Origin of the sequence: Eubacterium sulci ATCC 35585, assembly GCA_001189495.1 — a bacterium.
Classification (GTDB): domain Bacteria; phylum Bacillota; class Clostridia; order Peptostreptococcales; family Anaerovoracaceae; genus Eubacterium_B; species Eubacterium_B sulci.
Genome location: CP012068.1, coordinates 29036 through 47444 on the forward strand (window position 1 = coordinate 29036; position 18409 = coordinate 47444).

17 protein-coding genes and 1 tRNA gene are annotated in these 18409 nt (G+C 40.5%); 4 read left to right on the plus strand and 14 right to left on the minus strand.

Going from position 1 to position 18409, the window contains the following annotated elements:
* Nucleotides 1-33 precede the first annotated feature (33 nt).
* Nucleotides 34-387: a hypothetical protein gene (locus ADJ67_00140; GenBank protein AKT46278.1), complete on the minus strand. Its 354-nt coding sequence runs from the start codon at nt 385-387 to the stop codon at nt 34-36.
* 3 nt (nt 388-390) lie between these two features.
* Nucleotides 391-768: a hypothetical protein gene (locus ADJ67_00145; GenBank protein ID AKT46279.1), complete on the minus strand. Its 378-nt coding sequence runs from the start codon at nt 766-768 to the stop codon at nt 391-393.
* Nucleotides 769-1064: 296 nt separating this feature from the next.
* Here ADJ67_00145 and ADJ67_00150 point away from each other — a divergent pair, with 296 nt between their 5' ends.
* Nucleotides 1065-1559, plus strand: a complete 495-nt coding sequence (locus ADJ67_00150) for a hypothetical protein (protein AKT46280.1) — start codon at nt 1065-1067, stop codon at nt 1557-1559.
* A gap of 100 nt (nt 1560-1659) precedes the next feature.
* Here ADJ67_00150 and ADJ67_00155 read toward each other — a convergent pair whose 3' ends face one another.
* The 5 genes from ADJ67_00155 to ADJ67_00175 all read right to left on the minus strand — a co-directional run bounded on the left by ADJ67_00155 (nt 1660) and on the right by ADJ67_00175 (nt 8009).
* A complete protein-coding gene (locus tag ADJ67_00155) occupies nt 1660-3090 on the minus strand; it encodes a transposase (protein AKT46281.1) in 1431 nt (476 codons plus the stop codon).
* 160 nt (nt 3091-3250) lie between these two features.
* A complete protein-coding gene (locus ADJ67_00160) occupies nt 3251-4255 on the minus strand; it encodes a phosphate acetyltransferase (GenBank protein AKT46282.1) in 1005 nt (334 codons plus the stop codon).
* Between the two features lie 122 nt (nt 4256-4377).
* A complete protein-coding gene (locus ADJ67_00165) occupies nt 4378-5538 on the minus strand; it encodes a GTP-binding protein (protein ID AKT46283.1) in 1161 nt (386 codons plus the stop codon).
* On the minus strand, nt 5513-6946 hold the full coding sequence (gene thiH / locus ADJ67_00170; GenBank protein ID AKT47600.1) for a thiamine biosynthesis protein ThiH: 1434 nt from the start codon (nt 6944-6946) through the stop codon (nt 5513-5515). The genes ADJ67_00165 and thiH overlap by 26 nt, the downstream gene beginning before the upstream one ends.
* Before the next feature lies 1 nt (nt 6947).
* The gene (locus ADJ67_00175; GenBank protein AKT46284.1) at nt 6948-8009 is read right to left on the minus strand and encodes a biotin synthase; all 1062 of its coding nucleotides are present in this window, start codon (nt 8007-8009) and stop codon (nt 6948-6950) included.
* Nucleotides 8010-8233: 224 nt separating this feature from the next.
* Between ADJ67_00175 and ADJ67_00180 the strand changes: the two genes are divergently transcribed.
* Nucleotides 8234-8821 carry a hypothetical protein gene (locus tag ADJ67_00180; protein ID AKT46285.1) on the plus strand — a complete coding sequence of 196 codons (588 nt, stop codon included), beginning with the start codon at nt 8234-8236 and terminating at the stop codon, nt 8819-8821.
* A gap of 86 nt (nt 8822-8907) precedes the next feature.
* Here the strand turns inward: ADJ67_00180 and ADJ67_00185 are convergent, their stop codons facing one another.
* Both ADJ67_00185 and ADJ67_00190 read right to left on the minus strand, forming a co-directional pair.
* Nucleotides 8908-9738: a hypothetical protein gene (locus ADJ67_00185; GenBank protein AKT46286.1), complete on the minus strand. Its 831-nt coding sequence runs from the start codon at nt 9736-9738 to the stop codon at nt 8908-8910.
* A 9-nt stretch (nt 9739-9747) separates the two neighbouring features.
* On the minus strand, nt 9748-10191 hold the full coding sequence (locus tag ADJ67_00190; GenBank protein ID AKT46287.1) for a GTP pyrophosphokinase: 444 nt from the start codon (nt 10189-10191) through the stop codon (nt 9748-9750).
* Between the two features lie 307 nt (nt 10192-10498).
* On the opposite strand from ADJ67_00190, the gene ADJ67_00195 reads away from it, so the two are divergent.
* Nucleotides 10499-11035, plus strand: coding sequence for a hypothetical protein (locus ADJ67_00195; protein ID AKT46288.1), 537 nt, complete (start codon nt 10499-10501; stop codon nt 11033-11035).
* A 92-nt stretch (nt 11036-11127) separates the two neighbouring features.
* Nucleotides 11128-11499, plus strand: coding sequence for a hypothetical protein (locus ADJ67_00200; protein AKT46289.1), 372 nt, complete (start codon nt 11128-11130; stop codon nt 11497-11499).
* 64 nt (nt 11500-11563) lie between these two features.
* Here ADJ67_00200 and ADJ67_00205 read toward each other — a convergent pair whose 3' ends face one another.
* The 5 genes from ADJ67_00205 to glnQ form a co-directional block, all read right to left on the minus strand.
* Nucleotides 11564-11749 (minus strand): hypothetical protein, encoded by a 186-nt coding sequence (locus tag ADJ67_00205; GenBank protein ID AKT46290.1) that lies wholly within the window; start codon nt 11747-11749, stop codon nt 11564-11566.
* Nucleotides 11750-11828: 79 nt separating this feature from the next.
* Nucleotides 11829-11904: transfer RNA gene (locus ADJ67_00210), tRNA-Thr, on the minus strand.
* 55 nt (nt 11905-11959) lie between these two features.
* Nucleotides 11960-15298, minus strand: coding sequence for a hypothetical protein (locus ADJ67_00215; protein AKT46291.1), 3339 nt, complete (start codon nt 15296-15298; stop codon nt 11960-11962).
* 27 nt (nt 15299-15325) lie between these two features.
* Nucleotides 15326-17494, minus strand: coding sequence for a hypothetical protein (locus tag ADJ67_00220; protein AKT46292.1), 2169 nt, complete (start codon nt 17492-17494; stop codon nt 15326-15328).
* A gap of 194 nt (nt 17495-17688) precedes the next feature.
* Nucleotides 17689-18408: a glutamine ABC transporter ATP-binding protein gene (gene glnQ / locus ADJ67_00225; protein ID AKT46293.1), complete on the minus strand. Its 720-nt coding sequence runs from the start codon at nt 18406-18408 to the stop codon at nt 17689-17691.
* Between the last annotated feature and the right edge of the window lies 1 nt (nt 18409).

Below are 18409 nucleotides of genomic sequence, written 5' to 3' on the forward strand. Positions count from 1 at the left end.
ATAGCACAAAACAAAGCTATCATCTATCTTTTTCTATTTATAAATAATATTATATACAATTGGATATTTTATAATCAATATTATGGACACGGCTATATTTGCGACTTTATATATTTTAGAAGGATGCGTAACTGTTAAGAAATACACAGCAGTAGTCAGCACAACTAGAGCTATATCAATCATTATCAGCCCAATCAACAGCTTTTTATCTACCTGTTTGTTCCTTAGTCTACGCCACTCACCTACAATGTTACCTAATGAAACCATAGAGAAAAACCAATTAAGATAGGCTAATTTATTCCTAGAGAAAATTAAGAATAGAATTAGTGTTATAGAATATAAAAAGCCTACATATTTCATCAATCTAGTATGTTTCGCCTCTTCCATAACTCACCTCGCTTTTTCTATTTCCGTAGATAGAATCCAATAGCTAATTGGAAGCGTAACTATCAGTATTATCGCAATTACCCTAGTTGCATACATATATTGATTAGCTTCGCTTGTAGGATTCAGCATTTGTAGTATTACCGCTGTTATCACAATTGTGAAATTTGGTGTCATAACGCATATCAATAAGGGTTTATTGATTTTATTTTTATGTTTCACGACTAATTCACGAAATATAAATCCTGACACTAGAAGACTCATAAAAAAGATTTGATATGTTAAGTTTCCTGGATCATTTTTAAATATCCATATAAGTAACAATGAAAAAGCAATCCCCACATACTTACCAAACATTTTATCAAGTTTTTTTAAAGTATTCATTGCTATACCGCCTTTCTATACTCTATTTTAAATAGATATTAGAATAGATATCTTATTGACATCCCTACAATAAAACCAGCAACAAATAGTAATATGTATTTAATAAGCTTCTTCCTACTCATAGAACCACCACCTATCTAACTTGATAATATCCCCTATATTCAGAAAAATCAAGTTTTTTTGTGGAGCTATGATATAATATCAGGTAGAATGATTTTATTAGGTCTAGCTAAAAGATAATAAGACATTCAAAGCTTTGAAAAATGCATATCTTATTTGAAAGTTGAGGAACTAAAATGCTATTTATTGAAATACTTATGGGTGCCGCTATATTGTATCTGTTTTCAATGTTTTCAATTCTTTTTCATGAACTTGGGCATTTATCAGGATATAAAATTACAATTAAATCTAATGACTGGATTATTCAAATTGGTACAGGAAAAGAGCTTTTTAGCACTAAGCGTCTAAGATATCATGCAATTCCTATTGGTGGTGCGTTTTTATTTGAGCATGAACTAAATACCAAAAAAGGTCAGTTGTTAATGTGTGCAGGTGGACCAATATTTACAGCAATATTGCTTATTCTATTATTTATTTTACAAAGACACCCACTTGGATATGTTTCAAATGATGCTATTGTTTGGATGCGCAATTACAATTTGTGGGCACTATTTTTCACGCTTATTCCAATGAAATACCCAGCTTGTTTAGGAATTGATGATGTTAAGGTTAGCGATGGAATGGCTATATTGCACGCACTACGCAATAATAATAAAGATACAAAAATATAATGGAATACCAAATTTATGCACCAAAAAACGCTACCTTTCGGTAGCGTTTCAGACTGTAGACAAAGCTCGTATCAACTTCGTTGATTTCGGGCTTTTTTAGTTAAACTAAACTTATTGATACAGAGTATCTAATTAGTTTAAAAAAATGATTCATAATAGTTTTAAGCGATTCTCTATTCCATAGTATCCTCGCTAACTTTTTCATATTCATACACGCAAAGGTTAATCCGACTTTCATCAGCATTTTATCTTTTCCCCTTTGCTGCGTATATCTCATACCATGATGCTCTTTTGCTGTACCAAAACATCGCTCTATCGTTTCTTTTCTTAACGCATAGAGCTCTTTCATTCCTTTTCTTAAGCGTATATCTTCACACTGCTCAATATACTCACTCCATATATGTCTTGTTAATATTTTCTGTTTCTGTTTGCTTGAAGTACACTTCCACAAAGAAGAACAATCTTTGCAAATTTTCTTGTTGCTCCTATACTCCTTATATCCCTCTCTGTTGGTTGTGGAATACCTTAGTATCTTATTCTCAGGACATATATATTCATCGTAATACTCATCATAAACAAAGTCATTTTTACTAAAGAATCCATTTTTACTGTAAGTCCTTTTGTACGGCATTACAGGTGTTATCCCATCGTCTATCAGAAGCTTTGCTATTGCTGGAGTTTTGTAGCCTGCATCAAGTACAATATGTGTAGGATTAAATTTCTTTAGTTTATTGTAAAGCTTTGGAAATGTTGTACTATCATGTTCATTTCCCGGATGTACCGTGTAATCAAGTATCCACCCATGTTTATCGCATGCTGTCTCTATTGCGTATGCAAATACCTCTTTATGCTCACCTTTATGGAACCATCCGCTCTCAGGATCTACTGTGCTTTGCTTTTGCTCTTTTACTTCAATCCCATCACCATCTATATGCTCATCATCGTCTTTGGATTTTAAGTTCTTTTTGCCATGTTCTTGTCTATCTTCATTGATTTCCTTTTTTAGCTTCTCATCGTAAAATCTTGCAGACTTCTTCGCAACTAATATTTTCTTTGCTTTCTTTCTGTTTGCTGCTGCTTTTATGTGAGTTGCATCAACAAATATTTCATCTGTACATACTAATTTATGATTCATACATTGAAGAAGTATTTCTACGAATATCTGCTCAAACAAATCTGTGCCTTCAAATCTTCTTTTGTAATTCTTCCCAAATGTACTAAAATGAGGCACTGAATCATTAAAGTCAAGCCCAATAAACCATCTGTACGCAACATTAACTTCAATATCTTTAATGGTTTGCCTCATACTTTTTATCCCAAACATATATTGGATTATTGGTATTTTAATCAATGTTACAGGATCAAGACTTGGTCTGCCCGTATCAGGTGAATATCTTTCCTCAACTAAATCGTAAATGAATGAAAAATCTACAGCCTTGTCGATTTTTCTAAGTAAATGTTCCTCAGGAACTAATGATTCAAGTGATACTATTTGCATTTGATCAAGTCGTTTGTTGTTCTTTGTAATCATTGAAATACCAACCTTTCTATACTAATATTATACCACAATTTGCTGATATTTCATATGTTTTATGACATAGAAAAAGCCCGAACCGAGGTCTCTCGGACGAGCTTTGTCTACAGTCTGAAACGCTACCTTTCGGTAGCGTTTTGATTTTACTATATTCAGCTTACGCTAGCGCTGCTGTGATGATTGACATTGTGTAGATTTCCTCTGCATTGCAACCGCGTGATAGGTCGTTGATAGGAGCATTTAGACCCTGAAGAATTGGGCCATATGCGTCGAATCCGCCAAGTCTCTGAGCAATCTTGTAGCCGATGTTTCCTGCTTCGATTGAAGGGAATATGAATGTGTTAGCCTGACCTGCAACCTTTGATCCCTTGCACTTTGTCTCTGCAACAACTGGTGATACTGCTGCGTCAAACTGTAGCTCACCGTCGATAGCTAGCTCCGGAGCCATTTCCTGAGCCTTGATTGTAGCGTCGTGTGAAAGCTTAACAGTGCCGCCCTTTCCTGAGCCCTTTGTTGAGAAACTTAGGATTGCAACCTTAGGGTCGATGTCAAATATCTGAGCAGTTCTTGCTGTCTCAACTGCAACCTCAGCTAGCTTCTCTGCTGCTGTGTATGTTACATTGCCTTCCTTGTCAACTGTATCCTGATAATCGATGTTGATTGCGCAGTCACCCATAGCTAGGCGCTCGTCTCCGCGAACCATGATAAAGCATGAGCTTACAAGGTGTGCACCTGGCTTTGTCTTAACCAGCTGAAGGGCTGGTCTTACAGTGTCAGCTGTTGAATATGTAGCTCCTCCGAGAAGGCAATCTGCCTTACCCATCTTAACTAGCATAGTTCCAAAGTAGTTTCCGTGGCTTAGCATTTCGCGCGCTTCATCCTCTGAAAGCTTGCCCTTACGAAGCTCTACCATAGTAGCAACCATTGCATCCATCTCTGCATAGTTCTTAGGATCTAGGATTTCGCAGCCTGAAAGGTCGTATCCGTGAGCCTTTGCTGCCTCATCAAATTCAGCCTGAGTTCCCACTAGGATAACCTTTAGGATGTTCTGCTTTGTTAGCTTCTCTGCTGCATCCATAACTCTCTTGTCTGGTCCGTCTGGAAGCACGATTGTGCGAGGTGTTTCCTTTAGCTTGTCGATTAACTTATCAAAAATATTCACTTTGATTCCTCCCATCAAATGTTAGTTGAATTCATACCCAAATATTTTACCACAAAATTGTCAAAACTTCAAACCTAGACAGGTGATTTCTTGCAGATTTGAACATTCTCTGATTCTATCCATCAAAGCTCGACCTTGTCGATAATGCCTTTTAGCTTTGAGATTGTCACGCCGTAGTTCGTAACTGGAACCCCGGCAGCCCTTGCCTTTTCTATGCGGTTCAAAACATGAGCTCTATTGAACATACAGCTTCCGCACATGATTATGAGGTCGTAATCTAGCTCTTCAGGAAAATCCAGTCCTCTAGAGAAATCTATGCTCATATTACCGTATTTCTTTCTCAGCAAAGCAGGAATCTTCACCCTGCCTATGTCCTCTTCGAGCGGCGCATGCGTACAGGCCTCTGAAATCAAAACCCTTGAGTTCTCATTAAGGGCGTCAATTGCGGCAGCACCCTTGACTAGCTCCTCGATATCTCCTTTTGATCTTGCCATCAAAATGGAAAATGATGTTATGTTTGATTCCTCAGGCTTAAGCGCGTAAACCTCTGCAAACACCTGGGAGTCCGTGATTATGAGAGCTGGAGGTTCTTTTAGCAGGTCTAAAGTTCTCTTCATGTCTTCAGTCTTACAAGATGTAATACTGCAGCCCAAATCGAGAAGCGCCCTCATTGTCTGCACCTGCGGAAGAATAAGTCTTCCCTTTGGTGCCTGAATATCCTGTGGCATGACGAGCAAAACGGATTCGCCCCCAGAAAGAAGTCCCTCTAGCAGAGGTCTATCTCCGCTGACATCCTTTGCTGCCTCTCTTATAGCTTCTAGGACTGCATCCTTATCAAAGGCAATATATCCCTCTGGAAGCTCTGTATTTGCAGACGCATCGCCTAATTGCGAACCATTAAAAACCTTGATTAAAGGCTTTTCCCTTGCCATTAGAGCCGAGAGAAGTCTCTTGTTTTTTTCGCCCCTTTCAACGTAGATATATATGTCGCACTCATCTAAAACCTTGCTCGTGCGCTGCATTCTCTGTGCTCCGAGCTCACTATCGTCCTCAAAACCAGCCGTATCTATGAGTGTCGATGCTCCAACGCCCTGAATTTCCATCGCTTTATATACTGGGTCTGTGGTAGTTCCTCTGACCTCTGAGACAAGCGACACGCTTTGACCGCTGAGAAGGTTCAGAAGTGTGGATTTTCCGGAGTTCGTATCCCCGAATATTCCTATGTGAACGCGATTTGCCTTGGCAACGCCCTCGCTCTTAAAATCTAAAATCTCTTTCTCCATCTTCAATCTTCTTTAGGAATTTCCTTGTCTTTTCAATAACAGCAGGGTTTGTTATGGTCTTCATTGATTCTTCGATGACCTGATTTCCCTTTGCCTTTATCTCTTCGTCACCGTAGTCTTCGATGTATTCCTTTAGGGTTATCAAAGCGTTCGGATGACAGCAGTTTACTATCTGTCCACTCTTTAGAAGGCTCATGAACCTGTCTCCAGTTCTTCCTTCTCTATAGCAGGCTGTGCAGAAGCTTGGAACATGTCCTAGCTCAAGTAGCCAGTCTATAACGTCATCTAGTGGCCTTGTATCTGAAATATCAAATTGTGCGGATTCTTCCTCTATATCTTTGATATAGCCTCCGACAGCAGTCTTTGATCCTCCAGAAATCTGACTAATGCCAAGCTCCAAAGCCTTACGTCTCATTTCGACACCTTCTCTTGTCGATATAATCATTCCTGTGTAAGGAACTGAAATTCTTATTAGCGCAATTAGCTTCTCGAAAATCTCATCGTCAAGTGCATTTGTAAACTCATTTGTATCGATGTCATCTGCTGGACAGATTCTTGGCATTGAAATCGTATGTGGTCCAACGCCATACTTTGCCTCTAGGTGCTCTGCGTGCATCAAAAGTCCTACGAGCTCATAGTGATAGCTCTCTAGTCCGTATAGAACTCCAAGTCCTACATCATCTATACCGCCGTCCATGGCTCTATCCATAGCCTCTGTATGGTAAGCGTAGTTCGCCTTTGGTCCTGTCGGATGCTGACGCTCGTAGTTTTCCTTGTTATATGTTTCCTGGAATAGGATATATGTACCGATGCCTACTTCCTTTAGCTTGCGATAGCTTTCAACATCAGTTGCTGCGATGTTTACATTTACTCTTCTAATTGAGCCGTTTCTATGCTTTGTATCATAGATAGTTTTGATGCTTTCAATAACGTACTCTAGTGGATTGTTTATCGGATCCTCGCCAAGCTCAAGCGCGATTCTCTTATGTCCCATATCCTGAAGTGCGATAACCTCTGCACGAATCTCATCCTGTGTCAGCTTAAGTCTAGGTATGTTCTTATTCTTAGCATGGTATGGACAGTATACGCATCCGTTTACGCAGTAATTTGATAGATAAAGCGGTGCGAACAGTACGATTCTATTTCCGTAGAAGCGAGTCTTAAGCTCCCTTGCAATCTGCTTCATCTCAGCTATTATTTCTTCGTTTTCACTGTGTAGAAGCACAGACGCTTCTCTATGTGTAAGTCCCCTCAGGTTCCTAGCTTTCTCCAAGAGCTCTCTCTGAAGCTCAATATTATCCTTATTTTCTCTTCCATATTCTATCGATGCCAGAATCTCAGCGTCGTTAATAAATTCCTCCGCCTTACTGCTCTTTACATCGTATTTTATGGCTTTTTCATTCTTTATTTCATTCACTATAGTCACCCCTGTCCATCACCAGCTCTGAGCCGATGCTTTCAAATATTTCACCTAGCTGCTTCAGGTTTTCTGCCGCCTCAACCTCAAAACAAGCTTTATCATTATATAAATTGTATTCTCTTCGTCTATATGTCGGTGTTAGGTTTGGCATATACACGTTTGCTGCAACCTCTATCGCTCTGTCTCGAGCCGTCTTTGATAGCGTTGCAAGCGAAGTAGTCGCTGGAAGATTTGCATGTGGAAACATTACCCTCAAAATCGCCAAAATAAAGACCGTAAGCTCAGCTGATCCGCTCGCCTCGTTCTCGAATGGCGTTCCGCTAGCTGGAACAAATGGCCCTATGCCTATCATCTCTGGATTTAGCTTTCGCAAAAACAAAAGATCCTCTGCGAGGTTTTCCTCCGTCTGATACGGACTTCCTACCATTATGCCCGAGCCCGTCTGAAACCCTAGCTCCTTTAGGTCCTCTAGCATATGTAATCTGAAATCCTGATCCATATCTCTTGGGTGTAACTTGTAGTAGTGCTCCTTGTCCCTCGTTTCATGCCTGAGAAGGAATCTGTCTGCACCTGCCTCCTTGTATGCCTTTAGCGTCTCAAAAGGCTTTTCTCCAACCGAAAGCGTTATCGCAGTCTGTGGGTTAATCCTCTTGATTTCTTTGATAACCTCTATGAGAGTCTTATCTGAAAATCCAGGATCCTCACCGCCCTGTAAAACAAAGCTCTTAAACCCTAGCTTGGTCCCAAATCTAACCTGTTCATAGATTTCCTCTGCTCTAAGCCTGTACCTCTTCGCATTGCGATTTGACCTTCGGATGCCACAGTAGTAGCAGTCGTTTCCGCAATAGCTTGAGATTTCTATGAGCCCTCGCACATACACCTTGCGGTGGAAGTTTTCTACATGTATTTCCTTCGATATCTGAAAAAGCTCGTCCTCTATCAGTGCCCTATTCTTAATGAGCTCGACAAACTCAGCCTTTTCGAGAGTTCGATCTGTCTGTAATTTGCGAAGCAGCATCAAAATATGTTCTTTTTTCTCGTTCTGTATCATACTGCCTCCTCTACACATATTGATTCCCCTCCGAATAGGAATTATAACATATTTATTGCATCATAAAACATTGTGGCAGGGAAAAATTCTATAAGGAATCAAAATAGCTTAGATGCAGTTACTCTGGGGGATTGACCTTTGAGATTAATTATTGTACTATTTGGAATGTAGATAAGATTAAGAGTCGGTTTAGTAACTTTTTTATTTTAGAGAGGTGATTCTATATGTATGCTAATAACATCATAATTGCAAAAGATACGCTTGGAAATGAATGGGAATTTGGCAATTTATCCTGCGCTTCTAGTTCAGAAAACCTTAGCTATGCCAACCTTACAGATATTAAGTGGTCTGGTACAGAGCTAACTCTATCCCATAACGGAGTAACTCGAAGCTTTTACTTTAATACACCTACGGATGCTGCACACATGGCAGAGATTATTAAATCAGTCTCTCAAAACCCTGAAAAATACAATAGAGCAGATAACATTACTTCTGGTGATGCTTACTTAGAAAATGCCGATACACACACCTTACTCGTTGAAACCGTAAAACATCAGCGTCGTATTGATAAGAACATAAAGACAATAACTACAATCCTTTACATTTTTATTGCAATCGTTATTTTTTCGCTTGTTATTAGAGTACTTTTTTTCTTCAGTTCCGCTTATAGTATATCAAGATTATGTGAAAACTATAACGGCACTCAGATTGAAAATATTCGCGAATACAACCAAAACGAAAACCAAAATAATGATCCATATGAAGACGAGGACACACAATCAGATGAGGATTATAATTGGGACAATAACTAACTATAAGGCTTAAGCAATGGAAGATTAAGCATACATATTTTGTGGGCTATAGGACAAACCCTGTGCGAGCGCAGGGTTTTACTTTGTTATTTTAGGTATTTCCCAAAATATTTTTCTACTAATTCCTTGTCGTATCCATCTGCACCTCGCCAGTATGTTGCATATGTCCAGTCGTGCTTTGATGGCTCTCCCCTGTCATATGACTTAGGAGCAAGGATTCCTATACATGCTAATATCTCTATTATGACGCTTCTCTCGTCTTTATTGGCCTTAAGAATAGAAACTTCTGCAAGCTTATTTCTGAGCGCTCCCGGATGGTCATTATCCTCACAGCTTGATACAGCATCGAGTATGGCCTTTAAGATTTCGACATCTTCTGCCGTTGGTTCCGGAATGTCCTCTTCAGCAAATCGCTCTAGATCAAAAAGAATATACACTAAGTTTCCTTGACGAACACCGCCCCATTTTATCCTTTCGAAATTTAGGATGTTGAGATCTTCATTTGTATATTTTTCTTGCCCTATGACCCCGTACTTGACATCACGACAAACCCTGCAAGTATAACTCACACGCGTCACTTTCCCATTTTCGAGAAAACGTCCAGACTCAACAGGGGTATACTTGTGTTCTTTAAAAAGCTTTGCAAGATAGTAGGATGCTGCTGCACTTCGCCAGTCCAGCCTCCTTGTAGACAGGCTACATAAAAAGGCTTTCACGACCTTTTCAATACTAATCGTATTTGCTAGCTTAACGATTCTTTTGATGCAATCATTATGTGATATTGTAATAGGATCAAACATAAGACCTTTTTCCTTTGCATAAGCAAAGTCCTCTGGCGATGTGTATATCTCATTTTGTGGCTTCCACCCGCTGGCCCAATATCTGTTAAATAGTATTTTCTTTGCTTTTTTGTCCATGTTACACCTTTATCTATCTGTCTCTAAAGCCTCTCTGAGTTCCATTAATCTAATCTTATATTTTTCTAATCGTTTCAGATCTTTTTCTGTTGGATTTTTTATTCTGCTTATATCGGAATTATGCTCCATATCCGCTATCTTTACTCTTAAGGCAATGGGATTTTGTTTTACTCTATCCAAATATTCCTCGTAATCTTCCTCGGCCTTCTTTGTAATTGTTGATACAGCCAAAACAACTTCATCTGAGAATCCTGCTTCTCTCAAATCGTTCACAGTGACATCCGTATCCTCTATAACATCATGTAATAATGCAACGATTTTATCTTTTTCCCCAGACAACTTGTTTGACACAGCGAGTGGATGCTTAAAGTAATCTTCTCCGCCTTTATCTTTTTGTCCCTTGTGAGCCTTTAATGCTATATCATATGCCAACTCATATTCATTAATATACATATTTCTAAACTCCTTAGGTTTTCTTGTATAAAACTCACTCTTATTCTACCTCAGTTTTCTTTACAAATCACTATTTTGCCAGGATATTCTTTTCGTCAAACTACATCTTGAAAGAGGTTTATCATTTCATCGTGTTTGCTCGCCGTTTTTTTAATTTTTGAAAAAATATGTTGTTTTTAAATTAAATATCCTCTATACTCAATTTGGAACGTTCAAAACTATGTTAGGCAAAGATTATTATTGTTTAAATTTAGGGGATTAAGGGTTTATTTTCGCCAGTTATATTTTATTAAGAAAGGATATATATATGAAAAATATAATGGAAAAGAAATGGCTGTATGTAGTTATCTTGGTAGTGGTGTTCTTTGCTGGTGTGTGTGTAGGTGTGCTTGGAGCAGGAGGAGACGACCATGGAACCAATCGACTTTCGTATAATAGCGGCACTTCTGATAACACTAAAAAGGAAAAGGCTAGTGAGTCAGATTCATCGCAGAAGAAAGAGAGTTCTAAACCCGCTACTCCTTCAACACCATCTGTCCCAACAGAATATAAATCAGCACTCGCAAAAGCAAAATCTTATTCTGATTTTATGCATATGTCAAAGCAGGGGATCTACGATCAGCTTACATCCGAGTATGGAGAGAAATTCCCTGAAGAAGCAGCACAATATGCTATCGATAATTTAAACGCTGATTATAATAAAAACGCTCTCGAAAAAGCAAAAGATTATCAGAAAAACTTGAATATGTCTACTGAAGCAATAAGAGAGCAGCTTACATCTGAGTACGGCGAAAAGTTCACGGAAGAAGAGGCTGATTATGCAGTTTCCAACTTACCTCAATAGTTGAGAATTAGATACTTGTTTTGTATTGCAAGTAAAACTTTGGTTTCAAATGTAATGTTTGTTATATTTACTTTAAAGAAAGGAATATAGAAATGGCAACAGAATTAACACAAGCTTTAACGTGGACATTCATATCTGAATGCCCTATCCCAGGAGATATCAATAACATGCTCGTTGATGGAGAAAACGCCGTCGCAGCATATAAGACAATGAGAGACGTTGCAGTATTTACTAACAAACGACTCATCGTTAAAGATGCGCAAGGACTAACTGGTAAGAAAATCGAGATTTACTCTTTGCCATACTCCTCGATTGTGATGTGGTCTACTGAAAACGCAGGAAAGCTATTAGATTTAAACGCTGAAGTTGAACTTTGGACTAAAGCTGGACATATCAAAGTTAAACTAAGCAAGAATTGTGATGTTCGTAAATTTGATGCGCTTATAGCTAAAGAAGTTTTATAATTAGGATTTTAATCAAAACAAACGGCTGAATGCAACGATTTTCATTGCACTCAGCCGTTTTATATTAATGCTGTATTTGCTCTTGCTCAATGTCGTATCTGACTCTAAATTCTAGTAGCTCAACAACGTATGCTGGTGGATTTCTTTTCTCTGTTTCCCAATCCTGAATAGTTCTCACTGGAATATTGTACTTCTTTCCGAAGTTTGCTTGTGAAAGTCCCGTAAGTGCTCTTATTTCCTTTATTTCCATTTACCTTCTCCTGTTTAGATTTCATACAACAAGCACTAAAGCCTTGCACGCCTAAATAGGTATGCAAGGCTTTTTCCTTTGGAGCTCCCGAGCGGGATCGAACCGCTGACCTGCGCGTTACGAATGCGCTGCTCTACCAACTGAGCCACGGAAGCATATAAAAGGAATATGGCAAGCCGTTGAAATTAGCGATTTGCCACATTACCTTAATTATTTTACTACATCATACGAGCATCCGTCAAATGCTAAATCGAATCTACAAATTCCACGATATTCGCAATATGTACACGGAATCTCTTCTCCGGATTTCTTCGGCCTTATGTCGATATTTCCACCTACCAAATCCTCGCATAGCTTATCAGTTACGGCCTTAACCTGACCTTGCAGCTCCTCAAATTCAGCTTCACTTAAAAGAGCCTCGGTCTTCCTGAACTCTCCATCCTTCTTCTTTGATAGAGCAATGACTTCGGAGCTTTCCTCAAACTCACCTGCTATGTTCTTGATAACCTCTGGTTCGTCGACGAGGATTCCCTTGAGCTTAAACTCACCCTTGAGCTCCTTTGATATCATCTCATTAATACCTGAAGGTCTCTGTCCGCTAATATCTATTTTAGGGTCTGATATTAAGAAATAGAATACTCCTGCTGGCTTTCTACTCTTGCCCTGCGCAGCTGCAAGGTAAAGCATTAGCTGAAGTCTATATCCTGTTCTCGCCTCAGTCTTATCAAAGCTCTCGCGCCCCGTCTTATAGTCTATAATCTTTACGCGGTTTCCCGGAAGAAGGTCAACGCGGTCTATTTTGCCCTCTATAAACACCTTGCCAGCCTCAGTTTCAACCTCAATTGGCGGGAACTGTCCACGCCTGCCGAAGCGTTCTTCGTAGTAACTCTTTTCTATCTTTCCGACTCTAGCTTGCTCAACAAGCTGCTTGCACACCTCAAAGCAAGCGGTTTTTGCTCTCTCTAGCCAGTATTTTTCGCGATTTGAGTTCTCAAAGATGCCTTCTCTATACTTGTGAGACACAGTCTCTATGTAGTTATATACAAGATCCCTAAGCTCGACATTTCCTATCGCCTGCCAGCAGTCCTCGTCACTTAGGTGCTTTGTTACATGCATTATCGTCTCGTGATATAGGTCTCCGATTTCTCGTGCAGATACTGCAAATTCGCGCCTTTCCTCGGGTCTTAGACCATAGCTAACAAAATGCGAGAACGGACACTTGCTGAATTTTTCTATGCGAGAAGGACTGAGTGAGTAGCTTGCAGCTGATACATCAAAGCTCGTAATCTCATCATTTCTGCGCTCGCTATATAGTCTTTCTACAATCTCAGCAGGAAGCTTGCTCTGCACATTCTCAAATTCAAGTCCTTCTTCGATACGCTTATATAGTTCTTCTTCATTTTGCCTTAGCCACTCAGAAACGAGACTCCACCTACTATCGATCTTACCCTCGTACTTAAAATCCTTAAGTGCCTCCGTAAAATGCCTTACCGTATTTGTCTTTCCACCTAGAATTGAAACTAGCCTTCCACTGGTAACAACATCCTCTTCTTCCCTAATTTCTGGGAACATCGTTAATAGGCGTTCTATGATTTCTGACCTTCTTATCTCTGCACCATCGGCATCTGCCATTGAGTAACCGACCCAAAGATATTCCTCAGGCTTGGAGAAGTTTCTATAGATTGCAAGAGTCTCCTCCATCTGGCGCACGTCCTCACTGCTATTTTTTATTTCCGCAGCGCAGGTTATATGCTTAAGCTCGCTATCGCTGAAAAGCTGGCTCTCATTAGCTTCTAGTGGTAATATGCCCTCGTTAGCGCCAAATATCAGCATGGCCTTAACATCGCCACACCTTGTTCTCTGCATAGTTCCGAGCAAAATTTCATCTGAAACAGGAGGTACAACACCTACCTCCATCTGTAAAAGCCCTGCTGTCAAAATAGCCGCAAATGTCTTGCCACTGAATCTCTCATTACCCATGAGCTCAATAATCTGCTCAAATGCAGAAATTAACATAGGCCAGGTCTGTGTAGTCTCATCAGCCTTGCTCTGCATGGAGTGCGAGCTGAGGCTTTCGACAAGCTCATCTATACGGGATCCAATCTCCGCCTTATTTATCAAAAAGTCAACATAGGCCTCGATGAACTCCTTGTTTGTCTTACTGCTCTTATATATTTTCTTAAAGCCATCGAACACCCCTGCAATCTGCTCTCTAATCTCATTAAGCCTTGCAAGTCCGTCTTCTCCGTATTCAAAAGCACCCTTTGTAAACGGCGAAAACCACTGGTTTCCACGCACTTTGTACTTTATGGCATAGTTTTCTATGAAATCAACATCCTCTTCATCTATTCCAATAAAGCCTGTCTTTATAACTCTGAAAACATCTAGCGTTCTCATACTACTGCTTACAGCTTCTATCAAAGATACTACAAAGACCGCTATCGGTGATGAAGCAATAGCTCTCTTCTTGTCTGTAAAGATTCCTATACCGTACTCCTGAAATACTCGCTTGAGGACCTCTGCACGCTTTGTTTCATTACAAATTACAACAATATCCTTATATCTAAGCTTCTTATCCTCGAGCAAATCAAGAACAAATGAAGCTGCAGATTCAGCCTCACTGTAGATATTATTGGCTCTGACAATCTTTATGCCGCTAGCATCTGCACCCTCTTCATTAAATGGCGAAAATAGTGACTTCTCTATAGCCTTAATTCCTGACGATCTCTCGCAAAGCTTCGCATTAGGACTGTCCTTGCCGAGATTATGAACCTTAAACTCGACATTAGATTCCTTGCAAAGCTCTATGAGTCTATCACTCATATTTCCGGTTATCTCAAAAATTTCCTCGTCCTTGCAGTGCTCATCGTAGGTGAAGAAAATATTGACATCCTCAGCCTGCCTAATTATAGCTGCAAGCATCTCTAGGTTCCGATTAGTAAAGCTATCAAAACCATAGATCCAAACTATCTTTCTCTTTAGGCTCTCAGCCATATCTATTCCAGCCGTGTAGAGCCTTAAAAGGTCCTCTGCATCCGTATATTTATCCCTTATGCTATCCTCGTATTCATCAAATATTAGCTTAATATCAGATAGCTTTCTCCTAGTCAGCTCATCGACTTCAGAAGCTTCATCGTCCATTGAATCTATTACAGTCTGTATGTCTAGATTTGCCTGCTTTGCCTTTGATATAAAGTCATTAATGGACTCCAAAAATCCCTGCTTTTGGACAACGCCGCCAAATACCTCAAGCCTATCCTTCTGCTCTGAGAGAATCTTATATAAAAGCATATATCTTCCATACTCGTCGATATACGTGTGCGGACTTCTGCCCGTCTCTTCGAGCACATTGCTACCAAACTTTGAAATTGCGCTTATTTCAACATCGAGAAGCACATCAGTATCCATGCGGCTCATGGCCTGCTGCTCGGCAACTAGAGTGTACTGGTCAGGCACGATAACTAGAGTCTCTTTGCGAGACTCCTTTATCTTTCCGTATATAAAGCTTTCCTTATCAAGCGATTCTCTGCTTCGATAGATATTTAGCATATCTTCTCCTTAATCAAAGGCTAAAAATTATAGTTTCATTGTGAGAGATACCTTGCCTCTCTCCTTATCTATTCCGATTATACGAACCTTAACTGTATCGCCAACGGAAACGACGTCCATCGGGTGTTTTACAAACTTATCGCTTAATTGCGATACATGTACGAGTCCGTCATTCTTAACACCTATGTCAACAAAGGCACCAAAGTCTACGACATTACGGACAGTACCACTCATCTCCATGCCTTCCTTGAGGTCCTCGAAGCTTCTAACATCATTTCTAAAAACAACTGGTGGTGCATCTTCTCTAGGATCTCTGCCTGGCTTACGTAGCTCAGCAATGATATCCTTGACTGTAAACTCACCAATTCCAATATCTTCAGCCATCTTGCGCACACTCTCCTTCTCGGTCTTAGCGGGGTATGCTGACTTGATCTTATCGTCTATAACCTGCACTCCACCCTTAATATCGCTTTCGGAGATGCCGATTTTCTTCATCAAAATTCTGCTAACCTCATACGACTCAGGGTGCACTGATGTTGAATCAAGCACCTCTTTTCCATCGCTAATGCGAAGGAAGCCTGCGCACTGCTCATATGCCTTAGGCCCTAGCTTTGCAACCTTAAGAAGCTGCTTTCTGTCAGTGAACTTGCCGTTTTCTTCTCTATATGCAACGATGTTCTTTGCCACGCTACTGCTGATTCCTGCAACATAGGAAAGAAGTGATGGAGATGCTGTGTTTAGGTCAACTCCAACTCTATTTACGCAGTCCTCGACTACTGCACCAAGCGCTTCACTCAGGTTCTTCTGGTTCATATCGTGCTGATACTGACCCACGCCTATGTGCTTAGGGTCTATCTTAACTAGCTCAGCCAGTGGATCCTGAAGCCTTCTGCCAAGTGACATTGCTCCTCTTGTCGTCACATCAAGGTCTGGGTATTCCTCGCTTGCGAGCTTTGATGCTGAATATACGGAGGCCCCACCTTCGTTAACTATGGTGTACTGAATCTGATAGCTATTCTTCTTTAGGAAGTTTGCAACTACTTCCTCAGTTTCTCTAGAAGCTGTTCCGTTTCCTATTACGATTACATCTATCTTGTATTTATCAATGATTTTCTTGAGCGTTCTCTCAGTGCCTGCGACATCGCACTTAGGCTCAGTAGGATAGATTGTCGTGTAAGCAAGAAGCTTTCCGGTCTCGTCGATTACCGCAACCTTGCAGCCCGTTCTAAATCCTGGATCTATACTGATAATTCTCTTGCCACGAACCGGCGGAACCATGAGAAGCTTTTCGGTGTTACCTGCAAAGACCTTAATCGCCTCAGCTTCAGCTCTTTCGGTCAAAAGATTTCTCATCTCGCGCTCTACAGATGGCGCAATCAGTCTCTTATATGCATCTTCTATAGTCTCGATAAGTAATGGCTTAAAGATGGAATCCTGCCTAATTACCTCTTTCTCAAGCAAACGAAGGATGGAGTCTGCATCTATGCTCACCTTAACCTTGAGCTTGCCCTCCTTCTCTCCACGGTTTACTGCAAGAACCCTATGGTTTGGAATCTTGCATATCGCCTCATGCTTGCCGTAGTACATATCGTAGACGGTCTTCTCCTCTGCATCCACAGCTTCAGTCTCTATGAGTCCGTGCTTATAGTATCTGTCACGAACCTCGCTAATCAAATCGGCATTATCTGCAATCATCTCAGCGATGATATCGCAAGCGCCCTGAATAGCCTCTTCTGCTGTCTCGACTTCCTTTTCGGGGTCAACAAAAGGCTCAGCTACCTTAAGCACATCACCGCTCCTCGTCTGCTGCATGTAAATTATAAGCGCAAGTGGTTCAAGGCCCTTAGCCTTAGCCTTTCCTGCTCTTGTGGTCTTCTTCTGCTTAAAAGGCTTATACAGATCCTCAACCCTCTGCAGAATCTCGGCTTTCTCAATCTCTGCCTTTAGTTCATCCGTAAGCTTACCCTGCTCCTCAATACTTCGAAGAACCTCCTGTTTACGTTCCTCGAGCCCTCTTAGGTATCTGAGTCTTTCGTCGATGGCACGAAGCTGCTCATCGTTTAGTCCTCCCGTAACGTCCTTTCGGTATCTTGCAATAAAAGGCACCGTGTTACCCTCATCAATCAGCTTAACCGCCTGCTCAATCTGTACCTTCTTGACACCGAATTCCTCGGTAAGTTTTACAATAATATCCATATAAATCCTTTTCTCTATTGATTTTGCAAGGTGCTGTAGAGCGCGATACAAGTTCCCTACGCTCGCACCAAGCAGATTTTACTAACTACCCATATATTATACTAGAATCAAAGCCATTTGTGGCAAACTTTCCGTTTTCCCCATACTAAAAAACGACCGGGATCTATATCCCAAGTCGTCTCCTGAAGTTGGATTTACTTTAAAAAGCTTGAAACGAAGGCCTTTGTTCTTTCGTTTTGTGGGTTTGTAAAGATCTGCTCTGCAGTTCCTTCCTCGACAATTTTTCCATCAGTCATAAATATAACCTGATCAGAAATCTCGCGAGCAAAACCCATCTCATGTGTAACGATAAGCATAGTCATTCCAGAGGAAGCGAGCTTTTTCATTACATCTAAAACCTCTCCTACCATCTCTGGGTCAAGCGCAGATGTTGGCTCATCAAAGAGAATAATCTCCGGTTCCATCGCTAGAGCGCGCGCTATGGCAACCCTCTGTTTTTGACCACCTGACAGGCTCTTAGGATAAGCATCCTTCTTGTCAGCAAGTCCTACTATTTGAAGAAGCTGCATCGCCTTCTTATTTGCTTCCACCTTGCTCATGCCTTTGACATTAATAGGTGCTGCTGTGATATTCTTTAGCACCGTCAAATTATTAAATAGGTTAAAGTTTTGAAAAACCATAGCGGTCTTAGTCCTAACAGCTCTGAGGTTATTTTCTGTGACAAGCTCGCCATCGATGTAGATTTCCCCAGAATCCTTTTTTTCCAAACCATTTATGCAGCGAAGCGTCGTGCTTTTTCCAGAGCCAGACGAGCCGATAATGGAGGTGACCTTGCCCTCCTGAACGGAGAAGCTAACGTCATCTACGGCCATTGCACCGCCAAAACTTTTAGTTAAATTTTTTACCTCAATCATC